The organism is Agrobacterium sp. LY4 (genome assembly GCF_001526585.1).
GTDB lineage: Bacteria > Pseudomonadota > Alphaproteobacteria > Rhizobiales > Rhizobiaceae > Agrobacterium > Agrobacterium leguminum.
Map to the genome: position 1 here is coordinate 129263 of NZ_ASYA01000008.1, position 26021 is coordinate 155283.

The following is a 26021-nucleotide window of genomic DNA, read 5'->3' on the forward strand; positions in this document are numbered from 1 at the left end:
TTATTGATGATTTAAAAATAAAAAATGGAGTGCAACGAGTGCACCCCATGAAGAAATTGAAATATTTATGTAATAATTCGCTTTTAAGCACTCAAAGAAATACTAATGGACATTTCCTATTGCCGCGAAAACCGGCCAAATGCTCCGCCCGAAAAGCAAAGCGGGTCCCCGTCGCGATGGGCGGCGCGCAGCACCTCGCCGACGATGATAGTGTGGTCGCCCGCATCGTGGGACGCCGCCTGACGGCATTCGAACCGGGCAAGCGTTCCGGGAATGACGGGAACGCCCTCGTCGTTCATTTCCCAGTCGAGGTCGTCGAAAGCGCGGCCGTTACGGGTGAAGCGGGCGCTCAGCACATCCTGATCGGCGCTCAGCACGTGGATGGCGAAATGGGTTGCACCGCTGAAGGCCTGATAACGCGACGAGCTTTTGGCCGGTGACCAGAGTACCAACGGCGGATCGAGCGACACGGATGCGAAGCTGTTGACCGTCATGCCGATCGGCCCTTCCGGCGTCGAGGCGGTCACCACCGTCACGCCTGTCGTGAAAGCGCCGAGCGCATTGCGGAAGCTGCGGCTGTTTTCGCCGCCGGGAACGAATACATGCTCATTGGGCATTTTGATCGCCTCTGCCACTGTCATCACGGCACCTCTTTTCCAAGCGCAAGGGTGTAGAGTTCGAACCACGTCTGGCGGTCCATCGTCACGCGAAGCGCATCGGCCGCCGTTCTGATACGCTCGATATTGTTGGTGCCGAGCACAGGCACGATCTTGGCCGGATGCCGCAAAAGCCAGGCGATCGCCACTGCCGTGGCATCCACGCCCTGCTCCTTGCCGATACGCTGCAGAGCGGCCATGGTGCCGCCATGGGCACCGGAGAACAGCGAGCCGCCGCCAAGCGGCGACCATGCCATCGGAGAAACGCGCTTTTCCTGCAGGAAGGCCAGATCGCCATTGGTAAAACTATCCGTCGCGAGAAGGCTCATTTCGATCTGGTTGGTCACGAGCCGGTTGCTCATCGCCGATTGCAGCAGGGAGAAATCCCAGGGGCGGAAGTTGGAGACGCCGACGGCCTTGACCTTGCCGGATGCCACCAGCGCATCGAGCGCCTTGCCGGTTTCTTCCGCATCGATCAACGGATCGGGACGGTGAATGAGCAGCAGGTCGACGTGATCCGTCCCCATGTCGCGAAGCGATGCCTCGACCGAGGCGTTGATGTGGCCGGCCGTCGTGTCGTAATGTTTGACACGGGCGGCGGCGTGACGTCCGGCAGGTGCAACGATGCCGCATTTGGTGACGATTTCTATTCTGTCACGCAGCCCCGGCGCGGCTTTCAGGCCGGCACCCAGAATGGCTTCCGCCGTGTATCCGCCGTAAATATCGGCCTGATCCATGGTCGTGATGCCCTGCGCGAGGCAAGCCTCGATCTTGGCCTGCACGTGGGCGGGCGAGGTATCGGCATCGTCGCCGATGCGCCACATGCCGTAGACGATGCGGCTGAGTTCGAGTTTGTCGGAAAGAGCGATACGTTCCATCAGTGGCGTTCCCCGTTGCCGAGCGGCGTGGCCGGCGTTTCAGAAGGCACCCGGCCATAGGCATGCGGCAGGGAGCAGGTTTTCATCTGCGGCAGAACCTTGGTGCCGAAGTGCTCCGCCTCATCCAGATGCGGATAACCGGAAAGGATGAAGGCGCGAATGCCCATCTTCTGGTATTCCTCCAGCGCCGAAAGCACCTTGTCAGTGGAACCGACCAGCGCCGCACCGCAGCCAGAACGCCCCGGCCGATGCCGGTCCACAGATTGGGTTCGACATAACCGAACTTGTCGGCGAGTTCGCGGGCACGCGCCTGATGCGACACGCCGAGCGAGCCGCTGTCATGCGCGCGGTTGCGGATCAGTTGCCCATATTCGTCATCGAGCTTCGAAACAAGATGTTCGGCATATTCGCGGGCTTCCTGTTCGGTATCGCGCACCACCATATGAACGCGCAGGCCGTAATCCAGCGTGCGGCCATGGGCGGCGGCGCGCTCATTTGCGGCACGCATGCGGTCCGCAAGCTGGTCCTTCGTTTCCGGCCACATCAGATAGACGTCGCATTGCGCGCCGCAGAGTTCCAGCGCATCCGGCGAGTAGCCACCGAAATAAAGGAGCGGTCCGCCATTCTGCTGATAGGGTCTTGCCGGCTCGGTGGAGACGCCCTTGAACTGGTAGATTTCACCGTCATGGTCGATGGTGTCGCGCGTCCAGGCCTGGCGCAGAATCTCAACCACCTCATGGCTGCGCTTGTAGCGAAAGGCGCTATCGGCCACTTCGCCGGGGAAATCGGAGCTGATGACGTTAAGCGTCAGGCGGCCCTTCATCATGTGGTCGAGCGTCGCCACCGTGCGCGCCAGCATGATCGGCTGCATTTCACCGCAACGGATAGCAGCAAGAAAATTGATGCGGTCGCTGATCGGCGCGCAGCCGGCGACGAAGCTCAGCGTATCCTGCCCGACCTGATAGGATGAGGGGCAGAGAATGTTGCGGAAGCCGAGTTCTTCGGCCTTTTTGACGATATCGGAACAATGCTCGAAACTGGAGCGCAGGCTGCCATCCGGCACGCCAAGATAGGCGTAGTCATCGGAACACAAAGCGGAAAACCAGGAGACCTCGGCAGCATCGAGATCAGCGGATGTAACGGGTACGACGGTCATGCAATTCCTCCTCAGGGCCGCTCTCGTTTTTCTTGCATAACATCAAGAAATATGTAAATCAATGATGTATCAATTTTTGTTTCGGGGGAGGAAACGGCATATGAAACACACTGGCGGCAGCCTGCCAATGTATATGCAGATCGCGGAAATGCTGGTGCGCGAGGTGGCGGCGGGCCGGCTGATCGATGGCGAGAAACTCGCGCCGGAGCGCGATATGGCGGCCGATCTCGGCATCGCCGTTGGCACGCTTCGCAAGTCGCTCGCCGAATTGCAGGAGCGCGGCCTGCTGGAGCGCGTGCAGGGTTCGGGCAATTACATTCGCGCCGTCAGCGACCCGCAAAGCGTCTACGCCTTCTTCCGGCTTGAACTGATCGAGGGCGGCGGCCTGCCGACGGCGGAAGTTCTGGATGTGGCGCGTCTTGCCAAGCCCGCCGACCTGCCCGCCTTCGGCACATCGGCCGAAGGACACAGGATTCGCCGCCTGCGGCGCATTGCCGGCAAACCGGCGGCCATCGAAGAAATCTGGCTGGACGGTTCTTACGTCGACACCATCGCCATCGAGAACATGTCGGAATCGCTCTATCTCTATTATCGCACCCGCCTCAACCTCTGGATATCGAAGGCGGAGGATCGCATCGATCTCGGTGAAGTACCGGAATGGACGCCCGAGGTCTTCGGTCAAAAATCAGGCGCGCTGGTGCCGCGGGTGTTGCGTCTCAGCCAGGCGCAGGATGGTGCGGTGGCCGAAGTTTCATGGACCTGGTTCGATCATACCGTTGCACGATACGTTTCTCGCATACGTTGAGACTGCGCAAAATTCGCGTGATGCAGATGAATGGAGAAATTTGACGGGAGGCAAGCAAGCAGCGGCCTGCCCTGCAGGCAGTTTTGCGACTATATTTCTTTAAATCAATGGCTTAATAGTTTTTGATTTCTGTCAGAAATAAAATTGATACACTATTGATTTCCTTTTTCTGAAAGGTAATATCACGCCCTCAGGGAGACAGGCGTTTCGCCATCCCACGATATCGCCAGACAATCGGGATCGATTTTCGACGATGCGATGCGTGGAACTTGAAGGTTGATACCGGCAATGGCGTCCATCCGAATTCTGGACGCGCCGGTCGTGAGGAGGAAAATATGGCTTCGGTCAGCCTGCGCAAGCTGGACAAGAGTTACGGTGCGCTGCGCATCGTCAAGGGCATAGACCTTGAAATCAACGATGGCGAATTCGTCGTGTTCGTCGGCCCTTCCGGCTGCGGCAAATCGACAACGTTGCGCATGGTCGCCGGGCTTGAAAGCATTACCGGCGGCGAAGTGAAGATCGGCGACCGCGTCGTCAACCGGCTGCCGCCGCGCGAGCGCGACATCGCCATGGTGTTTCAGGACTATGCGCTTTATCCGCACAAGACGGTGCGCGAAAACATGGGTTTCAGCCTGAAGGTTCGCGGTGTCAGCGCATCGCAGGCGAATGCCAGCATCGATGAAGCGGCAAAGATGCTCGGCATCGAGCACCTCCTCGACCGTCGGCCCGGCCAGCTTTCCGGCGGCCAGCGCCAGCGCGTGGCCATGGGCCGCGCCATCGTGCGCCGCCCGCAGGTGTTTCTGTTCGATGAGCCGCTTTCCAACCTCGACGCCAAGCTGCGCGGACAGGTGCGCACGGAAATCAAACGGCTGCACCAGCAGCTCGGCACGACCATCATCTACGTTACCCATGACCAGGTGGAGGCCATGACGCTGGCGGACCGCATCGTCATCCTGCGCGGCGGCGATATCGAGCAGGTCGGCACACCGGACGAGGTCTATAACCGCCCGGAAAGCGTCTTCGTCGGCGGTTTCGTTGGCGCTCCGGCGATGAATTTCGCCCGCGCAAAGGTGAGCGGCGACCGGCTGATATTTTCCGACGGCAATTCCCTGCCGATGGCAGCCATCCGGCCATCCCGCGAAACGGGGCTCGACGGGCGCGAAGTCATCGTCGGCATTCGCCCGGAACATTTCGGCCCTGTCGAGGGCTTCGACACGCAGCTTGCGGTCAAAGTGCAGGTGGTGGAACCGCTGGGCTCGGACACGCTCGTCCATTTCAGCCTCGGCGATGCGGCGCTGACCGCACGCATGCCGCCGCATCTGCGACCTGCGCCAAATGAGGAACTGAAGATCGGCGTCGATCCGTCCAAGGTCCATCTTTTCGATGCCGCGACGGAACGCTCGATTCACTGATTGCCGGGCGAAGAGACGCTGCGGCCAACAGGTTTAATAATGGGAGGAACACATGACATTTAAAACCATCAAGGGCAAAGCCCTCATGGGTGCCGCGCTCTGCGCAACCATGCTCGCCTTTTCGGGACAGGCCTTTGCCGACGCCGAACTGAAAATCTTCGTTTCCAGCCAGCATCAGCCGGATGTGTGGCGCAAGGCGCTGGATCAATATGAGGCCAAGACGCCCGGCGTGAAGGTGGTTATCGAGACCGGCGGCAACACCTCGGAAATGCAGGCGCAATATCTCAACACAGTGATGTCGGCCAAGGATTCGAGTCTTGACGTGCTGATGCTCGACGTCATCCGCCCCGCGCAATTCGCCACCGCCGGCTGGACCAGCGATTTCTCCGGCAAGGATATGTCCGCCTATCTGCCGACCTATGCCGAAGCCAACACCGTGGACGGCAAGATCGTGGCGCTGCCCGCTTTTGCCGACTCCATGTTCCTCTATTACCGCAAGGACCTGCTCGACAAATACGGCATCAAGCCGCCGACCACCTGGGACGAGCTGAAGGAAGCCTCCAAGAAGGTCATGGAAGGCGAAAAGAACCCTGAGCTTCAGGGCCTGTCCTTCCAGGGCAAGGCGATCGAGGGTGCGGTCTGCACCTTCCTCCTGCCCTATTGGAGCGAGGGCAAGTCGCTGGTTGAGAACGGCAAGCTGAATTTCGACAATAAGGCTGCTGTGGATTCGCTGAAGCTGTGGAAGAGCTTTGTCGACGAAGGCATTTCCAAGAAGAATATTTCGGAAGTGGCGACCGACGACACCCGCAAGGAATTCCAGGCCGGCAAGGTTCTCTTCGCCGTCAACTGGTCCTACGCCTGGACCCATTTCCAGGGCAAGGAATCGCAGGTGAACGACAAGGTCGGTGTCGCCCGCCTGCCGGCCGTCAAGGGCGGCGAGCAGACGACCTGCCTCGGCGGCTGGGAGTTCGGTGTTTCCGCCTATTCCAAGCAGCAGGAGGAAGCCAAGAAGCTGGTGGAATATCTTTCCGGTCAGGATGTTTCGAAGTTCATGGCGATCAACGCCGCGCTTCTGCCCACCTATGCCGCGCTCTACAAGGATGCGGATGTGACCAAGGCGATCCCGTGGTTCGCGGATGCCCTGCCCGTCGTCGAGACCGCAAAGGCCCGCCCCGTGACACCGCGTTACAACGAGGTCAGCGAGACGATCCGCACCACCGTCAACGGTGTGCTCGCCGGCGTGATGACGCCGGAGGATGGCGCAAAGCAGATGGAAAGCCGTCTGCGGCGCGTTCTGCGCTAAGCTTTGGGCCGGAAAGCGGCATGCTTGCCATGCCCTTTCCGGCCGCTTCGACTGACGGGAATAAAGCCGCCTGAAGGGCGCGATAAACGGGCCGGATAAGAACCGGTCCGATCGGGAGACGACGACGTGAATCCAGTTGCGGGAGTGGCAGACGTGACAATGCCGGAAAGAACCATGGTTCGGGTGGACGAGAAACCGCAGCCGCGCTGGACGCGGTGGCTCGATCTCGGCGACCGGCCGTTGGCCGTGCTTCTGCTAGCGCCGGCGGCGATCCTGCTGTCGCTCATCATCGTCTATCCGGTGGCGCGGCTCGTCTATACCTCGTTTTTCAGCCTGTCGCTGACATCGGGCCTGCCGGCGGAATTCATCGGCTTTGAAAACTATACGGCGATGTTCGACGACCCGATCTTCTGGGAAACGACCTGGAATACGGTGCTGATCACGCTGATCACCGTGCCCGGCGCGCTCATCATGGGCCTTGGCCTCGCACTGCTCGCCAACCTGCCTTTTTCCATGCAGTGGCCGATGCGGCTTTCGCTGCTGATCCCGTGGGCGCTGCCGCTGTCCTTCGCCGGCCTCATCTTCGCATGGTTCTTCCATTACGAATATGGCGTCGTCAACGATGTGCTCAACCGTTTCGGCTTCGAAGGGATCATCTGGTTCAATTCGCCGAACTGGGCCTTTGCGGCCATCTGCCTGACGATCATCTGGAAGACATCCTCCTTCATGGCGCTGATGATCCTTGCCGGCCTGCAGACCATTCCGCGTTCGCTCTACGAGGCGGCGGATGTGGATGGCGCCGGCAAAATCCGGCAGTTCTTCGAAATCACCCTGCCGCTTCTCAAACCCTCGATCGTCGTCGCCCTCATCTTCCGCACGATCACGGCGCTGCAGACCTTTGATATTCCTTACATGATGACCGGCGGCGGTCCCGGCACATCCACCACGACGCTTGCCATGTATATCCACCAGAACACCGTCTCCTTCCTCGATCTCGGTTACGGTTCGGCCCTGGCGGTCATGATGTTTGCGCTCTCCATGTGCGTCACCGCCGTTTATCTCCGCATCATCAGGACGAAGGACTGATCCCATGAGCACCGTTGCGAATTCCGGTCTGTCCTCCTTCTTTTCCGGCAAGCCGCTGCGCTTCATCGCGGCCTCCATTCTTCTGGTCAACGGCCTGTTTCCGGCGATCTGGATCCTCTTCACCTCGCTGAAGACGGAAGCGGAACTGACGGTCAAGCCGATCACCTGGTTTCCGCATGCACCGACGCTGGCCAATTACATGCAGGCCTTTTCCGACCAGCCGCTGCATCTCTTCCTGTTCAACAGCTTCATGGTGGCGTTGCTTTCGACCGCACTCACCATCCTGATTTCAGTGCTGGCCGCTTACGCGCTGGCGCGGCTGAACCTCAAATATCGCGCGCTGATCCTCTCACTCATCATCGCCGTTTCCACATTCCCGCTGGTGACGCTGCTGGTGCCGCTGTTCGAAATCATGCGCGCCTTGAACCTGCTCAACAGCTGGACGGCGCTGATCCTGCCTTACACGGTGCTTTCGCTGCCGGTCTGCACGCTGATGCTGGTCTCCTTCTTCGAAAGTATTCCGCGCGATCTCGAAAACGCCGCCATGATCGATGGCTGCACCCGCATCGGCGCGCTGTTCAAGGTCGTCGTGCCGCTCTGCGCGCCGGGCGTTTTCACCGCCGGCATCCTTGCCTTCGTGAATGCCTGGGATGAGTTCCTGCTGGCGCTGTCCTTCAATTCCAATCCGGCGCTCCGCACGCTTCCCGTTGGCATCCAGCTTTATCAGGGTGAATTCGCCTTCCCCTGGCCGGTCATTTCGGCGGCGCTGGTGGTGGGTATCGTGCCGGTCGCTATCCTGATCGTCATCTTTCAGGAACGGGTCGTGTCGGGTCTCACCGCCGGTGGTCTCAAGGGCTAAAAGGTAAAGTCATGCATTTCGAAACGACCAAAGACGGCTTCGCGCTCACCATCGGCAACCGCACCATACTTTCTCATTCATACGAGAATCCAACTTTCTTCGCCGGTTTCGGCAAGGAGCGAATGGATATGTATCGCGGCAATTTCGATATAGAGGACTACGTTATCGAACGAACCGCCCTGCGCCACGCCGAGGTCAGCGGCGACAGCGTCACGCTCTCATCCGCACCGGGACAGGCCCCTCGCCTTCGCCTGACGCTCGACGGCAACGCGATGCGGCTAACGGCGCTGGATGACACCATCAACCGCCTCTGGCTACGCGTCGCTGCGGAAACGGATGAGCACGTCTGGGGCGGCGGCGAGCAAATGTCCTATTTCGACATGCGCGGCCGGCGTTTCCCGCTGTGGACTTCCGAGCCGGGGGTCGGCCGCGACAAGACCACCGAAATCACCTTCAAGTCCGATGTCAGCGGCAAGGCGGGCGGTGATTATTACAACACCAACTACCCGCAGCCGACTTACCTGTCGTCGCGCAGATACGCCCTCCATGTGGAGACAAGCGCCTATTCGGTCTTCGATTTCCGCAACGGCGATTTCCATGAGATCGAAATCTGGGCCATCCCCGAAAAGATCGAATTCTTCGCCGGCGATCATTTCACCGATATCGTTTCCGCCCTGTCGCTGCGGTTCGGACGTCAGCCGCAACTGCCGGAATGGATCTATGGCGGCGCGATCATCGGGTTAAAGGACGGCGTCAACTCCTTTGCGCGGCTGGAGAAAATCCGTGCGGCAGGCACCAGGGTTTCAGGCCTCTGGTGCGAAGACTGGGTGGGTCTTCGCCAGACATCCTTCGGCGCGCGCCTGTTCTGGGACTGGCAGGCGAATGATACGCGTTATCCGCATCTGCGCCAGAAGATCGCCGAGTTGGCCGATCAGGAAATCCGCTTCCTGGGTTATGTGAACCCCTATCTCTGCGTCGATGGCCCGCTGTTCCCGGTTGCCGAAAAAGCCGGTTATTTCGCCACCGACGCCGAGGGCAGGACGGCGTTGGTGGATTTCGGCGAGTTCGATTGCGGCGTGGTCGATTTCACCAATCCGGCTGCGGCCGACTGGTTTGCCGAAGAGATCATCGGCAGGAATGTGCTCGATTTCGGCCTTTCCGGCTGGATGGCCGATTTCGGTGAATATCTACCCATCGACATCACGCTTTCCAATGGCGTCGACGCCAAGCTGATGCACAATGCCTGGCCAACGCTCTGGGCCGAGATCAACGCCAAGGCCGTCGAAAGTCGCGGCAAGACCGGCGAAGCGCTGTTCTTCATGCGCGCCGGCTTCACCGGTGTGCAGGCCCATTGCCCGCTCATCTGGGGCGGCGACCAGTCGGTCGACTTCTCCCGTCACGACGGTCTGGTCACCGTCATCTGCGGGGCGCTCTCCTCCGGCCTTATGGGCAATGCCTATCACCATTCCGATATTGGCGGTTACACCAGCCTGTTCGGCAATGTCAGAACCGCAGAGCTCATCATGCGCTGGACGGAGATGGCGGCTTTCACGCCGGTCATGCGTACCCATGAGGGCAACCGGCCGCGCGACAATCTCCAGATCGATCAGGATGAGGCGGTTCTTGCCCATTTCGCCCGCATGACATCCATCTATGTCGCGCTGGCCCCCTATCTGAAATCGCTCTCGGCGGAAGCGGCCAGGACGGGCCTGCCGGTGCAGCGTCCGCTCTTCCTGCACTACGAGAATGACCGGCAGACCTATACCATTCAGGACTGCTATCTCTACGGGGCGGACATGCTTGTCGCACCGGTCTGGAAAGCGGGCGAAACGCAACGCTCGCTCTATCTTCCGGGCGACGGTGAATGGGTGCACCTGTGGAGCGGCGCGCATTATCCCGGCGGACAGGACGTCACCGTCGAAGCGCCGCTCGGCAAGCCGGCGGTGTTCTATCGTGCCGATAGCAGCCATCGTTCGCTGTTTAAACAGCTTCGCACCATCGGCTGAACTAGTGGGTTCGTCCCTGCCATCACCCCGTCAGGCGGGGTGATGTGATGGCCTTTTTGAAAAGGGCGGTCATCGCATCGCTGATACCCTGCGACGGGCTGACTTCGAAGAACAGGCCCGGCGAAGCGCATTGCTGCATGCGTGCGCCGATTTCCGGCTGAAAGGGCGCGATCCAGCTATTATACCAGCCATTGGTCGGCAGCGGCAGATAGGTGGTATAAAGCACGGCGATGCGAAAACCCTTTTCCTTCAGCTTCGTGCAATATTTGATATCGATCGGTTCCTGACAGCGGCCGCTGGTCGTTTTTTTGGTACAGGAGGATGGCTTGTAGCTGTCGCCGACGCCGTCTGACACGAAGAAAACGATCTTCTCCGGGCTCGCCGAACTCGCACCGGTGCCCGAAGAGCCGATCCTGTCTCCAATCTGGGTCAGCGCCCGGTCGAAGTCGGTCTGCTGGTCGTTATTATAACCCTGATAGGGAATGGACATCAGATCGATTTCGCTCGCTTTTTTCTTCGCGGTCGCCAGATCAGAGGTCAGGGGAACGACTTCGAGCAGCTTCGTATCTTCCGCCTTCTCTCCGAAAGTATAGACCGCCATGCGATATTGATTGCTGCTTTTCCGCGTGGACTTTGCCGTATCCATCAGGCTTGCCGTGGCCTGCGCCACCACATTGATGCGCGTCGTGACCCCGAGGCTTTTGGCTTTGTAGTAGTAGCTGTTTGTATCCACCACCCCGTTTTTCACGATGTGACAGGCGAAAGCACATTTGTCGCTCGTATTCGCAACCATGGTCGCAACGTCGGTCGGCGTCGCGCCGACACCCATCGAGGGGGTGTTATCCAGAAGAACATAGAAGTCGCTGAATGTTTCCGTCTCGTATTTGGCGGTCGCCTTGCCCGAAACGGTAATGAGATCCTCTCCGAGTATCCGTGAAAGCGTCGTGCCGACCGATGCCTTGAAGCTGACCGAGGATTCGATCGCGTTACCCCGCTTGATCACCGACACATCAAGAGACAGGAGCTTATAATCGGGATTGGCCCGCTCATTGCTTTCAAAGAATGCGGACGCTTCATCAGTGCCAAGCGAAATGACACCGTCGCTCGACATTTCCTTTGCCTTGTGAACGCTCGACGACGTATCGGCAACCACAGCAAGCGCCGCAGCATCCGCCGCCATCTGCAGGTCCGATTTGACGGCCATGCCATGCGTCACATCAAGGGCCACGCCGGCCGCCCCGATCAGCGGCACCATCAACAGGGCGCTGAGAATGCCGAAATTTCCCGATTTATCCTGCCAGATGTTCTTCAAATTCGCCCCCGGAACTTTTCCCCGGAGCGAAAGTTAGCCGAATAATATTGAAAGGCAGTTTCAAGAGATAACTAATTTTCGATAAATCTAATTTCCTCAATAACTAATACGCCAATTGGAGATGCGCATCAGCGCAAACCCGTTCAGGCATTCACGATCACGCCTGACGACGGATCGCCGGCGGGACGTTGACATTTATGAAACTTGACCTACAAAACAAACTCTTCCGAGGGGAGCACCGTACGGTGCTGAGATGGCGATGAGCCGGACCCTTGAACCTGATCCGGGTCATGCCGGCGTAGGAACGGAACTGTCGCGCCAAGAGGCGCTGCCCTTTCTCTTCTCCGCTTTGCCTGATCTCCGGGATTGTCATATCTGGAGACGAATGATGATGCTGAAACCTTCCGCCCTTCGCACACGGTGCGTCTGCGTCTGAGGTCCGGCTCATGCGTGCCACCCATGCGCTGAACGGTGTCGGTCTTCTGCTGGTTTTCTGGCAGGCGGGAACGTGGCTGTTTTCGCCGCCCCGCTACATCCTGCCGTCGCCCGCCGATGTTGCCGGTGCTTTCTGGCGCCAGCCCGGCTTCCTGTTCGGGCAGGCACTGGTAACGCTCGGTGAAATGGCGCTCGGGCTTGCGGCGGGCATCGCCGCCGGCATTCTCGTCGCTTTCACAATCGCCGCCATCCCGCGCCTCGGCCGCCTCGTCTGGCCCATGGTTCTGGTGTTGCAGGCCTTCCCGGTCTTCGTGCTCGCCCCCATCCTCGTCCTCTGGTTCGGTTTCGGCATGGCTTCGAAAGTGGTCATGACGGCGATCATCATCTTCTTCCCCGTTGCCTCCGCTTTCACGGATGGCCTCAACCGCACCGATCGCGCCATCCTCGACGCCGCCTCGCTGACTGAGGCGAGCCACTGGCAGATCCTCACCCGGTTGCGTGTGCCGCTAGCGCTGCCATCGCTCATTTCCGGCCTGAGGGTGGCGGCGCCGCTTGCCCCGCTCGGCGCCGTCATCGGCGAATGGGTGGGCGCATCGGCGGGGCTCGGGTTTGTGATGATCCAGTCCAATGCCCGCATGCAGACCGACACCATGTTCGCCGCCATGGCCATTCTCGCCATCATGGCGGTGCTGCTGCGGCTCATCGTCGACTTCTCGACCGCCAATCTGGCCCCCTGGGCCAAGGAAACAGAACACACCATTCCTTTCAGATCTTTACGGAGACTTTCGGCACCATGAAACGAACTCTTCTTTCCCTCGTCGTCGCGGCAGCAAGCGTGCTTTCACCCATGCAATCGCATGCGGCCGACAAGCTGACCGTGTTGCTCGAGTGGTTCGTGAACCCCGATCATGCGCCGATGGTGATCGCGAAAGAACGCGGCCTGTTTGCCGATGCGGGGCTGGAGGTGGAACTGGTTCCGCCCGCAGACCCCTCCGCCGTGCCGCGCCTCGTCTCGGCCAAACAGGCCGATATCGGCGTGCACTACCAACCGAACCTCTATCTCGATCACGATGCCGGCCTGCCGCTCGTGCGTTTCGGCACGCTGGTCGAGACGCCCCTCAACACCGTCACCGTTCTGGCCGATGGGCCGATCAAGAGCCTGAAAGACCTGAAGGGCAAGAAGGTCGGCTTTTCCGTTTCCGGCTTCGAGGATGCGATGCTGAAGCGCATGCTGGAAAAGGACGGCCTGACGAAGGACGATATCGAACTCATCAACGTCAACTTCTCGCTCTCGCCGTCGCTGATCGCCGGCAAGGTGGATGCCACGCTTGGCGGCTTCCGCAATTTCGAGCTGACGCAGATGAAGCTAGAGGGACATGAAGGCCGCTCCTTCTTCCCGGAGGAACACGGCGTGCCGGCCTATGACGAGCTGATCTTCGTCACGCACCGGGATCTCGCAAAAGACAACCGCCTGCCGCGTTTCCTCTCCGCCGTGGAACAGGCCGCGATCTTCATCACCAACCATCCGCAGGAATCCTGGCAGCTTTTCATCAAGGCCTATCCGAACCTTGACGATGCGCTGAACAAGCAGGCTTTCTTCGACACGCTGCCGCGCTTCGCCAAGCGCCCGGCTGCACTCGACCGCGCGCGCTACGCCCGTTTCGGCGCCTTCATGCAGGAGATGCAGCTGATCAAGCAGGCACCGGCGGCGGACGACATCGCCGTGGAGCTGCAGCAGCCATGACCGCGACTTTTCCGACAGCGGCAAAGGCCGCCGAGATTCTGGAGCGGGTGCGGCAGACACGCCCGCGCGTGCATTGCCTGATGAACACCGTGGTGCAGAAATTCACCGCAGATGGCATCACCGTCGTCGGCGGAATTCCCTCCATGACCACCTCGCTCGAGGAAATCGAGAGTTTTGTCACCAAGGCGGATGCGCTGACCGTCAATCTCGGCACACTGGATGCCGAGCGGCGCAAGGTCATCCGGCTGGCGATCGAAATCGCCAATGCATCCGGCAAGCCGTGGATCGTCGACCCCGTGCATTGCGACTATTCGCCGTCGCGTCTGGAATTCGCGCGCGAACTCATCGCACTTTCCCCGACGATCGTGCGTGGCAATCACGCCGAGATGAGCCTGATCGGCGATGTGCCTGGCGTGGTGAGGATCGAGACCGGGCCTGTGGATCATCTCAGCGACACGACCCGCAGCATCAGGATCGTCAACGGTCATCCGTGGATGGCGAAGGTGACGGGAACGGGGTGCCTTTCAGGCGGCGTCATCGCCGCCTTCATGGCAGTGGAAAAGGACGCCCTGACTGCGGCGGCCTCCGCCCTTGCCGTCACCGGCGTTTCCGCCGAACTCGCAGCAAAACACACCAGAGGCCCCGGCACCTTCGAACCGGCGTTTCTGGATGCGCTTTCCGAAATTTCCGGTGAGGACATCACAAATCACGCGAGGATAGAGCATGAACAAGGTTGATTACCGCCTCAACGCGCTGGTTGATGCGAGCCTCAGTGACGTTGCGCCGCTGCAGGAGCTTGCTCTGGCGGCCGCACTGAACGGCGCGACCATTCTGCAATATCGCGACAAGCACGGCTCGACGCGCGAGATGATCGAAAACGCCCGCGCCATTCACGAGGCCATCGCCGGCACCGGCGTGCCGCTGGTCATCAACGATCGGGTGGATGTGGCGCTCGCCTCGGGCGCGGACGGGGTGCATCTCGGCGCCGACGACATGGACGCCAAAACCGCAAGGCGTATTCTCGGCGAAAAGGCGATCATCGGCCTCACCGTCAAGAACCGTCCCGATGCCGAACGAGCGGCCTCCATGCCCGTCGACTACGCCTGCATCGGCGGCGTGTTTGAAACCATTTCAAAGGTCAATCCGGACAAGCCGGTGGGTATCGACGGTTTTTCCATGCTGCGGGCCCTGCTGAAGGAGTGGAAGCCGGATATGCCGGTCGGCGCTATCGCCGGCATCGATCTTGCCCGTGTGCCACCCGTCATTGCCGCCGGCGCGGATGGTGTGGCGGTCATTTCCGCCATTTTCCGCGCGGGCGATATTGCCAGCGCAACCAAGGACTTCCGCTCCAGGATTGACGCGGCGCTGAAAGCGAGACAGCCATGACAGCCATTGCATTGACCATTGCCGGCTCCGACAGCGGCGGCGGCGCGGGTATTCAGGCGGATATCAAGACCTTCTCCGCGCTCGGCGCCTATGCCGCCAGCGTCATCACCGCCATAACCGCCCAGAACACCAAGGGCGTGACGGCGGTGGAGGATATTTCGGTCGCCACCATCGTCGCGCAGATGGATGCGGTATTCTCCGATCTCGCCGTCAATGCGGTGAAGATCGGCATGGTCTCGCGGATCGAAACCATCGCCGCCATCGCGGAACGGCTTCGGCGGCAATCGCAGCCGGTGGTGCTGGACCCGGTCATGGTGGCTACATCAGGCGACCGTCTGCTGCATGAAGACGCCATCGAGACATTGCGGCGCGACTTGCTGCCGCTCGCGACCATCGTTACGCCAAACCTGCCGGAAGCGGCGCTGCTGACCGGCTCTTCGATGGCGAAGACGGAGACGGAGATCGCCCGCCAGGCTGAGTTGATCCTGAAGGCGGGCGCGAAAGCCGTGCTCATCAAGGGCGGCCATGGCGACGGGCCTGAGAGCACGGATTATCTGTTTGCGGATGGCACCATGCAGGCGCTTTCCGCGCCGAGGGTCGAGACGAACAACGACCACGGCACCGGCTGCACATTGGCGGCGGCGATTACCGCTCATCTGGCGAGGGGTAGTGAGTTGCGGGAGGCGGTTGGGCTTGCGAAGGAGTATCTGAATGGGGCGCTCGATGCCGGGCGGGGCCTTGCCATCGGGCATGGGCGGGGGCCGGTGCATCATTTTTATCGATGGTGGGGTTAGCGATGAGAGGGCGGAGTTTGGGGTTTACCCCCCTCTGTCCTGCCGGACATCTCCCCCTCAAGGGGGGAGATCGGGTGGGGCTTTCGCTCGTTCCCTTGCAACCGTCTTACTATCGATAAACTGTCATACTGAATATGGCGAGCAAGCCGCTTGTCGATCTCCCCCCTTGAGGGGGAGATGTCCGGCAGGACAGAGGGGGGTGGCCGCATATTCTGCCGCTCGTAAAATACGACTACCGCGCCTTCGGCGTCGCCAGCACATTCCGGATCGCAAAACTCGAATGAATGCGCGAAACCCCCGGCAGCTTCGACAGAATTTCCTTGTGAATCCGCTCGAAATCGCCAGCACTTTCCGCCTCGCAGCGCAGAAAATAATCCGAACCGCCCGTCATCAGATAACATTCGCGGATCTCCGGATAGCGCCGCACCGCATTTTCAAAACGGTTGAGAAAATCCTCCGTCTGGCGATCCAGCGTGATCTGCACGATAACCGAAATCACCTCGCCGCCGGCAAGGCCGCTGGTCAGCGCTGTATAACCGCGGATAATCCCTTCCCGCTCGAGAATATCGACCCGGCGCAGGCAGGCGGATGCGGAAAGCCCGACTTCAGCCGCCAGTTTCGCATTGCTGATACGGGCATTGAGCCGAAGCAGGCGGATGATGTGGCGGTCGGTCGCATCGAGTGACGACATAGAAGATTCCAATCAGCAAAAGAAAATTGCGCCATTGTGAATTCTATCGCATTTTCTTCGAACAATCGCCAAGAAATTCGACAATCGTTGCAATACCCTCATGGGATAAAAATGAGGGTGAACGACCATGGACATGCAGATCAGCCGCCAGCAGGCCGCCGGTGGTGCAAGCGGTCATCTGACCATCGATCTCGGCGCATTGCGCGACAATTATCTGACCCTTGCGGCCATGGCGCCTGCGTCGCAGACGGCAGCGGTCGTCAAGGCCGATGCATACGGTCTCGGCGCGGATATCGTCTCGCAGGTCCTGTTCGACGCGGGTTGCCGCAATTTCTTCGTCGCCCATATCGATGAAGCGCTGGCGTTGCGACTGCGGCTTTCGGCAGAAGCGCGGATCTTTGTTCTCAACGGTCTTCAGCCCGGCAATGAGACCTCCTGCGCCGCCATGGCCGTTACCCCGGTTCTGAATTCGCTGGAGCAGATCGCCCAATGGTCGACGCACGCCAAGAAGCTTGGCAAGACGCTCACCGCCGCCGTGCAGATCGATACCGGCATGTGCCGTCTCGGCCTCTCGCCCGAAGAACTCGAAATCCTCGCCTCCCGGCCGCAATTGCTGGATGGCATCGACATCGCCTTCGTCATGAGCCACCTCGCCTGCGCCGATGAACCGGACCATGCCTCCAATGCCGCGCAGCTTGCAGTGATGCGTAAGGCCGCCATTGCCTTTCCTGAAGCGCCGGTCTGCTTTTCGAATTCCGGCGGCATCTTTCTGGGCAATGATTACCACAACCACCTGCTGCGCCCCGGCATCGCGCTTTATGGCGGCGCGCCCTCCGTTGCACGCCCCAACCCGATGAAGCCGATCGTTCGCCTCGATCTCGCCGTCATCCAGACCCGCACTGTGCCCGCCGGTTCGCTGGTCGGTTACGGCGGCTCCTTCGAAGCGGCCGGGCCCACGCGTCTGGCAACCATCGCCGCCGGTTACGCTGACGGCCTGCCGCGTTCGCTCAGCAATCGCGGCGCAGCGTGGTATAACGGCGTGCGCCTGCCGATTGCGGGACGCGTTTCGATGGACAGCATCATTCTCGACATATCCGCCCTGCCCGAGGGAACATTGACCCAGGGCAGCCTTGTGCAGATGATCGGGCCTGAGCAGACGCTGGAAGACATCGCCGAGGATGCGGACACGATCGCCTATGAAATCCTGACCGGCCTCGGACGCCGCTATCGACGCAATTATATTCAGCCGGGAGAAACCCCGGCAGCCGCTTCAACATCAGTCAATCACAAGTGAGACGATCATGAACGTCACTATCCTCGGAGCCGGCGTCGTCGGCGTGACATCCGCCTGGTATCTGGCCAAAGCCGGACACAAGGTGACGGTGATCGACCGCCAGCCGGCCGCGGCACTGGAAACCAGCTTCGCCAATGCCGGCGAGGTTTCGCCAGGCTATTCCTCGCCCTGGGCTGCGCCCGGCATTCCGGTCAAGGCGATGAAATGGCTGTTCATGAAACACGCGCCGCTGATCATTCGCCCGACGGCCGATCCGGCCGCATGGCGCTGGATGGGCCAGATGCTGCGCAACTGCACCTCGGCGCGTTACGCCATCAACAAGAGCCGCATGGTGCGTGTTGCCGAATATAGCCGCGATTGCCTGATGGCGCTGCGCGAAGAGACCGGCATCGAATATGACCAGCGCATGCAGGGCACGCTGGAGGTGTTCCGCACCCAGAAGCAGTTCGACGCCATCGGCAAGGATGTCGACGTGCTGACGGCGGGCGGCGTGCCTTTCGAGATTCTCGACCGCGACGGCTGCGCCGCTATCGAACCCGGTCTTTCTCCTTCGAAGGAGAAGATCGTCGGCGGCCTGCGCCTGCCGGGCGATGAAACCGGCGATTGCTTCATGTTCACCAGCGAACTTGCCCGTATGGCGGAAGAGGCGGGCGTCACCTTCCTCTACGATACCGGCATCATGCGCCCCATCGTCGAGGCAGGGCGCGTCAAGGCTGTGGAGACCACCCGCGGGCTGGTGGAGGCCGATATTTTCGTGGCGGCACTGGGCAGCTATTCGCCGCAGTTCGTGCGCCAGCTTGGCCTTACCCTGCCGGTTTACCCGGTCAAGGGTTACTCCATCACGGTTCCGATCGTGAAAGAGGAGCGCGCACCCGTTTCCACGGTCATGGACGAAACGTTCAAGGTGGCGATTACCCGCCTCGGCTCACGTATCCGCGCCGGCGGCATGGCGGAAATCGCCGGTTTCAGCAAGGATTTGCCGGCAGCGCGGCAGGAAACGCTGGCCCACTCGGTGGAAGACCTGTTCGGCGGCGCGGGCGACCAGACCCAGGCGAAATTCTGGTGCGGCCTGCGCCCGATGACGCCGGATGGCACGCCTGTCATCGGCGCCACGCGCTACAGCAATCTTTATCTCAATACAGGCCACGGCACGCTTGGCTGGACCATGTCCTGCGGCTCCGCCCGGGTGCTCGCCGATCTCATCAGCGGCAACAAGCCGGAGATCGACACGCACGATCTCGCGATCAGCCGTTACGCCGCCTGACGCGCAATCAACCCGCCATTCCCGTCCCGCGACGGGATGGCGGCCAATCAGAGCGCCAGCGCATCCTTCAGCGCCAGACCTTCCATCATGCGCAGGTCAAGATCGGCCTCGATGTGGTCGAGATGCTGCAACATCAGCGCGCGGGCCTTTGCCGTATCTTTCGCCTCAAGCGCGTCCAGGAGATCGGCATGATCATTGTGCCCGCAGCTTGAAACACCCGAGCGCCCGTAAAGCGCAATGACCAGCGACGAGCGGGCGACCAGCTCGTCCATGAATTTTTCCAGAATGGCATTGCCAGCAAGCGAGGCCAGCATCAGGTGGAAATCGCCCGATGCCTTGATTTCCGCGCGTCTGGCGCTCGGGCCGCGTTCATGCTGGTGGCGGCTTTCCTGCACCAGATGCTCACGCAGCCGCTTCACCGCCGCAGGCGTTATTTTTTCGATTGCGGCATCCACGACGCCGGGTTCGATCAACCGGCGCGACGCGAACACCTGCCGCGCTTCATCCGGTGTGGGATTGGAAACGAAGGCGCCCCGGTTGCGTTCGGCCTTCACCAATCCCTCGTAGGCCAGCATCTGAAGTGCGGCGCGCACCACCGTACGGCTGACATCGAACAGCGTTCCCACTTCCGATTCCGACAGCTTGGTTCCCGGCGCCAGCCGCCGGTCGACAATGGCGTCACGCAGCGTATCGCGAATGGCCTGGGCACGGTCTTCATGCGAGGTGTCGGAATTGACGGTTATCTGGGAAAGGCTCATCGGTGCGTCCTGTTTGTTCTTGAGTTCTAGCGCGAAGTGCGGCGCGCGCAAACAGGAATTGCGGGTCGCCGCCGGTCTGCCACAATTCATTCAGCGCCCGTTCAGCAGCCCGGCTGTATTTCCTTAACCATCGAATTTGCAACTGGCAGCGCCCTGCCACCTGTATGGAAGAACACACCATGTCGTCCTTTGCAGCTAAAACAGTTCTGACAATCGCTGTCGCCGCCGCCACCATTGTTCCCTTGAGCAGCGCATCCGCCGGCGACTGGGACCGCCGCGACCGTCGCGATGCTGCCATTCTGGGTGGCGTGCTCGGCCTTGCCGCCGGTGTCGCCGTCGGCTCCGCAATGTCGCGCCCGGCGCCAGCCTACGATGAGCGCGTTTATGTCGACGAGCCGAGCTATGTTTATGAAGAGCCGGATTACCGTTATTACCGCGCAGCACCGCAGCCGGTTTACCGCCCGGCACCGGTCTATCGCGCCCAGCCGGTTTACGATAGCCGCCCGGTCTACAACCAGCGCCGTACCTATCGCACCATCGAGCCCTGGACCAACGCCTGGTACGATTATTGCTCGCAGCGTTACCGCAGCTTCAACACCCGCACCGGCACCTATACGGATTATGACGGCCAGCGTCATTTCTGCGTTGCGGGTTGATCGGGAAGACCTTCAACACGGTTATTACCGTTAATGTCAGGCCGCGGACGGAAACGTCCGCGGCTTTTCCATGCGCGCTCCGCGCCAACTCACGCCGTGCCGCTCTTCACATAATCCGCCCGGTTGATGCCGTGGCGCTGCAGCTTGTCGTAAAAGGTCTTGCGGGCGATGCCGAGCGTGGCGATGGTTTCCGCCACGTCGCCATTCGATTGTTCCAGCGTTTCGCGGATGATACGCGCCTCGATCTCATCCATGCGTTCCGGCAGGGTTCCAGAAGCGGGGATTGTGGATTGTAACGCAGGCGCCTCCGCTGGTTCCGTCTCCAGCCCCAGAACCACCCTTTCGGCGAAATGGCCGAGTTCGCGCACATTGCCCGGCCAGTCGTGATCATTGAGGCGGCGGGAAATGCCGGCGCTGATCTGCGGCACCGCCATGTTGAAACGGTTGGCTGCCTTGGTGACGAAATGGGAAAACAAGAGCGGAATATCCGCCTTGCGCTCGCGCAGCGGTGGAATGGACAGCGTCACCACATTCAGCCGGTAATAGAGGTCTTCGCGAAACGTGCCGCGTTCGGCAGGATCGCCAAGATCGACCTTGGCCGCCGCGACCACGCGAATATCGACCGGCCGCTCCTCATTCGACCCGAGCGGCAAGACCTCGCGCATTTCCAGCACACGCAGCATCTTCACCTGCACCGCAAGCGGCATGCTCTCGATTTCGTCCAGAAACAGGGTGCCGCCGCTCGAATGTTCGATGCGGCCGACGCGCTTTTTCTGCGCGCCGGTGAAAGCCCCCGGCTCATGGCCGAAAAGCTCGCTTTCGATCACCGTTTCCGGCAGCGCACCGCAATTCAGCGCCACGAAATTGCCCTTTGAGCGTTTCTTGCTCCAGCGGTGAAGGGCCGTCGCCACCACTTCCTTGCCGCTGCCCGTCTCGCCCGCCACCAGCACATCCACATCCGTATCGGCAATGTGCCGCAGCGTGGTGCGCAGGCGTTCCATGGCAGGCGTCTGGCCGATCAGCGGCAGATCATCCTCCGCTTGGGCCCCCGCCCGGCGAAGCGACCGGTTTTCCAGCACGAGGCGGCGTTTTTCCAGCGCCCGACGGGCGCTTTCCACCATGCGTTCAGCGGGAAATGGCTTGGCGATGAAATCATAAGCTCCATTGTGAAGCGCATCGACCGCCATCGGCACATCGCCATGGCCGGTGATGAGAATGACCGGCAGATCGGCATCGATCTTGCGCACATGGTCGAAAAATTCGAGCCCGGTCATGCCGGGCATACGTACATCGGTGATGACGACGCCATCGAAATCCTCGTTCAAAGCCGCAAGCGCCTGTTCTGCGCGGGAAAACGACGTGACCGGCAATCCATCGAGTTCCAGCGTCTGCACCATCGCCTTGCGCAGCTGGGAGTCGTCGTCCACCAGGAATATGGTTCCGTCCACCGTCATGTCATGCTCGCTTCAGAAATACGGAAAAACATGTGCCCGCCTTGCTGCTCGCCACCTCGATACGCCCGCCATAGTCCGAAGCAATATCGTTGGAGATGACGAGACCGAGGCCGAGGCCGCTTTCCTTGGAGGTATTGAAGGGCGAAAAAAGCTGGGCGCGGATGGCTTCGGGAATGCCCGTGCCATTGTCGCTGACGGAAAGCACGACCATGTCGCCTTCCTCGCGCACCCGAACTTCGACACGGGCCGCCCCAGTCTCTTCAGTGGCTTCCAGCGCGTTTTGCAGAAGATTGATGAGGATCTGCTCCAGCCGGATACGGCTGCCGAGCACTTTCAGGTCCTGATCCGGCAACACGATATCCAGCGCATCCATCTGCCCGGAGAAGCGGCTGCGCAACAGCATGACCGCACCTTCGATAACCAGTCGTACACTGACAGGCTCGGCGGCGGTGCGGCCCTTGCGCGCCAATATCTTCAGGTCGCCGGTAATGGTGCCGATACGCTCGGTCAGCGCCGCGATGTTTTCTAGATTTTCGGTGGCCTCGGACATGCGGTCGCGTTTCAGCAGGGTGCGGGCATTGTCGGCAAAGGCGCGGATGGTCGCGACCGGCTGGTTGATTTCGTGCGCCACACCCGCCGCCACCTGCCCCAGAATGGAAAGGCGGTTGGCCTGCACCAGTTCGTGCTGCACATTGCGCAACTCGCCCGAGGTCTTTTCATGCAGGGCGATTTCGGCCTGTAGATGATCGCGAGTCTTCGTCAGATCGCGGGTCCGCTCCTGCACCTTCATCTCCAGCTCGGCGCGGGCGCGTTGCTCCTCTTCCTTTTCCTTAAGTGCCTTGTGCCTGCGCCAGAGCCACAGGGCCGAAAGCGCCATCAGCGGCATCAGCGTCGCCAGCGCCACCACCCTGCCCTCGCGGATGGCGGCGTTCAGCGCCGGCGCGACGGGTTGGAGATAATGCAGCGTCCATGAAGTGGTCGGCACCGGCACTTCCAGCCGCAGATAGTCGCCGCGTTCCCTCCCCGGCTCATCGACATGAATGAGCGGAACACCCTCGCTCGCGCGCCGCGCCGCCCGAAACGGCAGCGTTGAAAGCGCCTCATTGCCGAATTGCAGGCTTTCGGAAATGATTTTCCGCCGCGCCTCATCGATCGGCGCAACGGTCTTGAAGCGCCACTCCGGCACGCTGGTCATCAGCACGACGCCGTTTCTGTCGACCACATAGACCGGCTTGCCGCCAATGTTCCAATCTGTCTCCAGCCGGTTGAACTCGACCTTGGCAATGACGACGCCAAGCGGCCGCCCATCGGCGGCATCGATGCGGCGGGAGATATAAAGACCCGGCCGACGGCTGACATTGCCGAGAGCATAATGTTCGGACATGCCGGTCTTCATCGCCGCCTGGAAATATTCGCGGAAAGCATAGTTGGAGCCGACAAAGCTGTCGTCCTGCCGCCAGTTGCTCGACGCGATGGTCAATCCGGTCGGCCCGGTCACATAAATCACCGAGGATTGTGTGCCTTCAATCAGCCCCTCCAGCTTGCGGTTCAACCGGTCGAGGGCAGGAGCACCGCCGCCGTCCAGCGCGGCGGCAAGATCGGGATCTCCAGAGAGGACAAGCGGAATGGCGCGCGGCCGCTCCAGCGCGACATTCAGGAGCGCGATCTTCAGTTCGGCATCCGTGGCGGCTTCGGAACCGGCCATGCGCAGCGCCTGATTGCGGGCGAACTCATCGGCCACCAGCAGAACACCAAGGCTGACGAGCAGCCACAGGCCCGCCAGCGCCAGCCATTGCGCCCGCCGCTTCGCATGGGAATGAGATGCCTGATCCTGATAGGTCATGCGACAATTGTGCGGATTTACGCACAGACCGCAAGAGATTTTGTCCGGAATTCCGCACAAATGCATGTGGGCCAATGGAGCGCCAATAAAAACTACTTTTGAAATCAGCCAGTTACACCAAATAAGCAAGTCTGGCATGCGTATTGCACATGACTCCGCAATCGGCGCGAAGCCGTCAACGTCACGGCGAACCCGGGAGGCCAATAAAGGCAGGGTGAGGCCGAGGAGGAAAAAACATGATCGATACGACAGCCGTGGCCGCAGGCCACGCCAAGCAGCCATTCTACAAGCACCTGTATTTCCAGGTTCTGGTGGCCATCATCGCCGGTATCGCGCTCGGCCATTTCTATCCGGCCTTCGGCGAACAGCTGAAGCCGCTCGGCGACGGCTTCATCCGCCTCGTCAAGATGATCATCGCACCCGTCATCTTCCTCACCGTCGCAACCGGCATCGCCGGCATGAACGACATGAAGAAGGTGGGTCGCGTGGCCGGCAAGGCCATGATCTACTTCCTCGTATTCTCCACGCTCGCGCTCATCGTTGGCCTCATCGTCGCCAACACCGTGCAGCCGGGCGCCGGCATGAACATCGATCCCGCCACGCTGGATGCCAAGGCAGTCGCGACCTACGCCGACAAGGCCCATGAGCAGACCATCACCGGCTTCCTGATGAACATCATCCCGACCACTATCGTCGGCGCTTTCGCCAGCGGCGATATCCTGCAGGTGCTGTTCTTCTCGGTTCTGTTCGGTATCGCGCTTGGCATCGTCGGCGAAAAGGGCAAGCCCGTCACCGATTTCATGCACGCCCTGATGTATCCGATCTTCAAGCTGGTCGCGATCCTGATGAAGGCCGCCCCCATCGGCGCTTTCGGCGCCATGGCCTTCACCATCGGCAAATACGGCATCTCGTCCGTCACCAACCTCGCGATGCTGATCGGCACCTTCTACGTCACATCTTTCCTGTTCGTGTTCGTGGTTCTCGGTGCGGTATGCCGTTACAACGGCTTCTCCATCGTCGCGCTCATTCGCTATATCAAGGAAGAACTGCTTCTGGTTCTCGGCACGTCGTCTTCCGAAGCCGCCCTGCCGGGCCTGATGAGCAAGATGGAAAAGGCGGGCTGCAAGCGCTCCGTCGTCGGCCTCGTCATCCCCACCGGTTATTCCTTCAACCTTGACGGCACCAACATCTACATGACGCTGGCGGCCCTCTTCATCGCGCAGGCGACCGGCATTCACCTGTCCTTCGGCGAGCAGATCCTGCTGCTGCTCGTGGCCATGCTCTCCTCCAAGGGTGCCGCCGGCATCACCGGCGCGGGCTTCATCACGCTCGCGGCCACCCTCTCCGTTGTGCCTTCGGTTCCGGTTGCAGGCATGGCGCTGATCCTCGGCATCGACCGTTTCATGTCGGAGTGCCGCGCACTCACCAACTTCGTCGGCAATGCAGTCGCCACCATCGTCGTCGCCCGCTGGGAAGGCGAACTGGATCAGGACCAGCTTGCCCGCGTGCTGAGCGGCCAGGAAGAGTTCACCGGCATCGCCGATGTGGATCAGCTTCCGGCTTCGGTGCAGCCCGCCGAATAATAAGACCTCCCAAGGTCCGGCCTGTCCCGGTTTATCCGGGCAGGCACATATAGAAAGCCCGGCGCATCGACTGGATGCGCCGGGCTTTCATTGTTCAGGCTCTCCCCGTCAAACGGGGTTTTTATCGGCCGGAAGATGCGGTAGAGCCGAAGCGAAACGAATGCGATAAGCGGAGCGACGGCATGAAAAACCTGTTTCTGGCCTGGCAATTCTGGGCGCTGCTATCGGCGGCCTTTGCGGCGCTCACCGCCATCTTTGCGAAGATCGGCGTCGAAAATATCAATTCCGATTTCGCCACTCTCATCCGCACCGTCGTCATTCTCGCCGCCGCCGGCCTGATGGTTTACATCACCGGCAACTGGCAGCAGCCTTCCACCATCTCGGGTAAAACCTGGGTGTTCCTCGTGCTCTCCGGTCTGGCGACCGGCGCATCGTGGATATGTTATTTCCGGGCGCTGAAACTCGGCGACGCCGCCCGCGTCGCGCCCATCGACAAGCTGAGCGTCGTGTTTGTCGCCGTCTTTGCGGTGCTGTTTCTGGGGGAAAGGCTGTCTTTACCCAACTGGCTCGGCGTGCTGCTGATCGCCTGCGGCGCGGTGCTTGTGGCCTATCGGGGATAGGCCGGCCGGATAACCGGCCGGCATAA

General features: G+C 60.7%; 23 protein-coding genes, 1 pseudogene and 1 riboswitch. Of the genes and pseudogenes, 16 read left to right on the top strand and 8 right to left on the bottom strand.

The features are described 5' to 3' along the window. Positions 1 to 116: 116 nt before the first annotated feature. The 3 genes and pseudogenes from L904_RS09445 to L904_RS09455 all read right to left on the bottom strand — a co-directional run bounded on the left by L904_RS09445 (position 117) and on the right by L904_RS09455 (position 2690). Positions 117 to 641, bottom strand: coding sequence for a flavin reductase family protein (locus L904_RS09445; RefSeq protein ID WP_020810531.1), 525 nt, complete (start codon positions 639 to 641; stop codon positions 117 to 119). Further along, entirely contained in the window at positions 641 to 1534 is an 894-nt protein-coding gene (locus tag L904_RS09450; protein ID WP_020810530.1) for an aldo/keto reductase family oxidoreductase, read from the bottom strand. The genes L904_RS09445 and L904_RS09450 overlap by 1 nt, the downstream gene beginning before the upstream one ends. Then, positions 1534 to 2690, bottom strand: a pseudogene (locus L904_RS09455) (LLM class flavin-dependent oxidoreductase). The gene L904_RS09450 and the pseudogene L904_RS09455 overlap by 1 nt, the downstream one beginning before the upstream one ends. Before the next feature lie 100 nt (positions 2691 to 2790). Here L904_RS09455 and L904_RS09460 point away from each other — a divergent pair. The 6 genes from L904_RS09460 to L904_RS09485 all read left to right on the top strand — a co-directional run bounded on the left by L904_RS09460 (position 2791) and on the right by L904_RS09485 (position 10161). Further along, a complete protein-coding gene (locus L904_RS09460) occupies positions 2791 to 3495 on the top strand; it encodes a GntR family transcriptional regulator (protein ID WP_020810528.1) in 705 nt (234 codons plus the stop codon). Positions 3496 to 3830: 335 nt separating this feature from the next. Next, a complete protein-coding gene (locus tag L904_RS09465; RefSeq protein ID WP_031233950.1) occupies positions 3831 to 4907 on the top strand; it encodes an ABC transporter ATP-binding protein in 1077 nt (358 codons plus the stop codon). 52 nt (positions 4908 to 4959) lie between these two features. Further along, a complete protein-coding gene (locus L904_RS09470) occupies positions 4960 to 6210 on the top strand; it encodes an ABC transporter substrate-binding protein (protein ID WP_020810526.1) in 1251 nt (416 codons plus the stop codon). Between the two features lie 174 nt (positions 6211 to 6384). Next, entirely contained in the window at positions 6385 to 7296 is a 912-nt protein-coding gene (locus L904_RS09475; RefSeq protein ID WP_020810525.1) for a carbohydrate ABC transporter permease, read from the top strand. Positions 7297 to 7300: 4 nt separating this feature from the next. Continuing rightward, a complete protein-coding gene (locus L904_RS09480; protein ID WP_003519886.1) occupies positions 7301 to 8155 on the top strand; it encodes a carbohydrate ABC transporter permease in 855 nt (284 codons plus the stop codon). An 11-nt stretch (positions 8156 to 8166) separates the two neighbouring features. Next, positions 8167 to 10161 carry an alpha-glucosidase gene (locus L904_RS09485; RefSeq protein WP_035263640.1) on the top strand — a complete coding sequence of 665 codons (1995 nt, stop codon included), beginning with the start codon at positions 8167 to 8169 and terminating at the stop codon, positions 10159 to 10161. A gap of 22 nt (positions 10162 to 10183) precedes the next feature. Here the strand turns inward: L904_RS09485 and L904_RS09490 are convergent, their stop codons facing one another. After that, entirely contained in the window at positions 10184 to 11473 is a 1290-nt protein-coding gene (locus tag L904_RS09490) for a pilus assembly protein TadG-related protein (RefSeq protein WP_020810524.1), read from the bottom strand. A gap of 219 nt (positions 11474 to 11692) precedes the next feature. Continuing rightward, a riboswitch (TPP riboswitch) is annotated at positions 11693 to 11795 on the top strand. A 124-nt stretch (positions 11796 to 11919) separates the two neighbouring features. Here L904_RS09490 and L904_RS09495 point away from each other — a divergent pair. Genes L904_RS09495 through thiD form a run of 5 tightly spaced genes read left to right on the top strand, consistent with a single transcriptional unit; the run spans position 11920 to position 15832 of the window. Next, positions 11920 to 12705 carry an ABC transporter permease gene (locus tag L904_RS09495; protein ID WP_020810523.1) on the top strand — a complete coding sequence of 262 codons (786 nt, stop codon included), beginning with the start codon at positions 11920 to 11922 and terminating at the stop codon, positions 12703 to 12705. Next, a complete protein-coding gene (locus tag L904_RS09500; RefSeq protein WP_020810522.1) occupies positions 12702 to 13652 on the top strand; it encodes an ABC transporter substrate-binding protein in 951 nt (316 codons plus the stop codon). Before L904_RS09495 ends, L904_RS09500 begins: the two co-directional genes overlap by 4 nt. Further along, positions 13649 to 14389 carry a hydroxyethylthiazole kinase gene (locus L904_RS09505; protein ID WP_020810521.1) on the top strand — a complete coding sequence of 247 codons (741 nt, stop codon included), beginning with the start codon at positions 13649 to 13651 and terminating at the stop codon, positions 14387 to 14389. Before L904_RS09500 ends, L904_RS09505 begins: the two co-directional genes overlap by 4 nt. Then, positions 14376 to 15038: a thiamine phosphate synthase gene (thiE, locus tag L904_RS09510; protein ID WP_020810520.1), complete on the top strand. Its 663-nt coding sequence runs from the start codon at positions 14376 to 14378 to the stop codon at positions 15036 to 15038. The genes L904_RS09505 and thiE overlap by 14 nt, the downstream gene beginning before the upstream one ends. Continuing rightward, a complete protein-coding gene (thiD, locus tag L904_RS09515) occupies positions 15035 to 15832 on the top strand; it encodes a bifunctional hydroxymethylpyrimidine kinase/phosphomethylpyrimidine kinase (RefSeq protein WP_020810519.1) in 798 nt (265 codons plus the stop codon). Before thiE ends, thiD begins: the two co-directional genes overlap by 4 nt. 232 nt (positions 15833 to 16064) lie before the next feature. Here the strand turns inward: thiD and L904_RS09520 are convergent, their stop codons facing one another. Continuing rightward, positions 16065 to 16523, bottom strand: coding sequence for an Lrp/AsnC family transcriptional regulator (locus L904_RS09520; protein ID WP_003500727.1), 459 nt, complete (start codon positions 16521 to 16523; stop codon positions 16065 to 16067). A gap of 127 nt (positions 16524 to 16650) precedes the next feature. Between L904_RS09520 and alr the strand changes: the two genes are divergently transcribed. Further along, positions 16651 to 17817, top strand: coding sequence for an alanine racemase (gene alr / locus L904_RS09525; protein ID WP_020810518.1), 1167 nt, complete (start codon positions 16651 to 16653; stop codon positions 17815 to 17817). Between the two features lie 7 nt (positions 17818 to 17824). Then, positions 17825 to 19081, top strand: a complete 1257-nt coding sequence (locus L904_RS09530; protein ID WP_020810517.1) for a D-amino acid dehydrogenase — start codon at positions 17825 to 17827, stop codon at positions 19079 to 19081. A 47-nt stretch (positions 19082 to 19128) separates the two neighbouring features. Here the strand turns inward: L904_RS09530 and L904_RS09535 are convergent, their stop codons facing one another. After that, positions 19129 to 19839 carry a GntR family transcriptional regulator gene (locus L904_RS09535; protein WP_003519916.1) on the bottom strand — a complete coding sequence of 237 codons (711 nt, stop codon included), beginning with the start codon at positions 19837 to 19839 and terminating at the stop codon, positions 19129 to 19131. A 179-nt stretch (positions 19840 to 20018) separates the two neighbouring features. On the opposite strand from L904_RS09535, the gene L904_RS09540 reads away from it, so the two are divergent. Then, complete coding sequence (locus L904_RS09540; protein WP_020810516.1) at positions 20019 to 20495, top strand: BA14K family protein; 477 nt, start codon at positions 20019 to 20021, stop codon at positions 20493 to 20495. Between the two features lie 89 nt (positions 20496 to 20584). Here L904_RS09540 and L904_RS09545 read toward each other — a convergent pair whose 3' ends face one another. After that, entirely contained in the window at positions 20585 to 21949 is a 1365-nt protein-coding gene (locus L904_RS09545) for a sigma-54 dependent transcriptional regulator (RefSeq protein WP_020810515.1), read from the bottom strand. Position 21950: 1 nt separating this feature from the next. Continuing rightward, a complete protein-coding gene (locus L904_RS09550; RefSeq protein WP_031233949.1) occupies positions 21951 to 23792 on the bottom strand; it encodes a sensor histidine kinase in 1842 nt (613 codons plus the stop codon). Positions 23793 to 24028: 236 nt separating this feature from the next. Here L904_RS09550 and L904_RS09555 point away from each other — a divergent pair, with 236 nt between their 5' ends. After that, positions 24029 to 25375, top strand: coding sequence for a dicarboxylate/amino acid:cation symporter (locus L904_RS09555; protein WP_003519920.1), 1347 nt, complete (start codon positions 24029 to 24031; stop codon positions 25373 to 25375). Positions 25376 to 25557: 182 nt separating this feature from the next. Then, on the top strand, positions 25558 to 25995 hold the full coding sequence (locus tag L904_RS09560) for an EamA family transporter (RefSeq protein ID WP_031233948.1): 438 nt from the start codon (positions 25558 to 25560) through the stop codon (positions 25993 to 25995). The last annotated feature ends 26 nt before the right edge of the window (positions 25996 to 26021 follow it).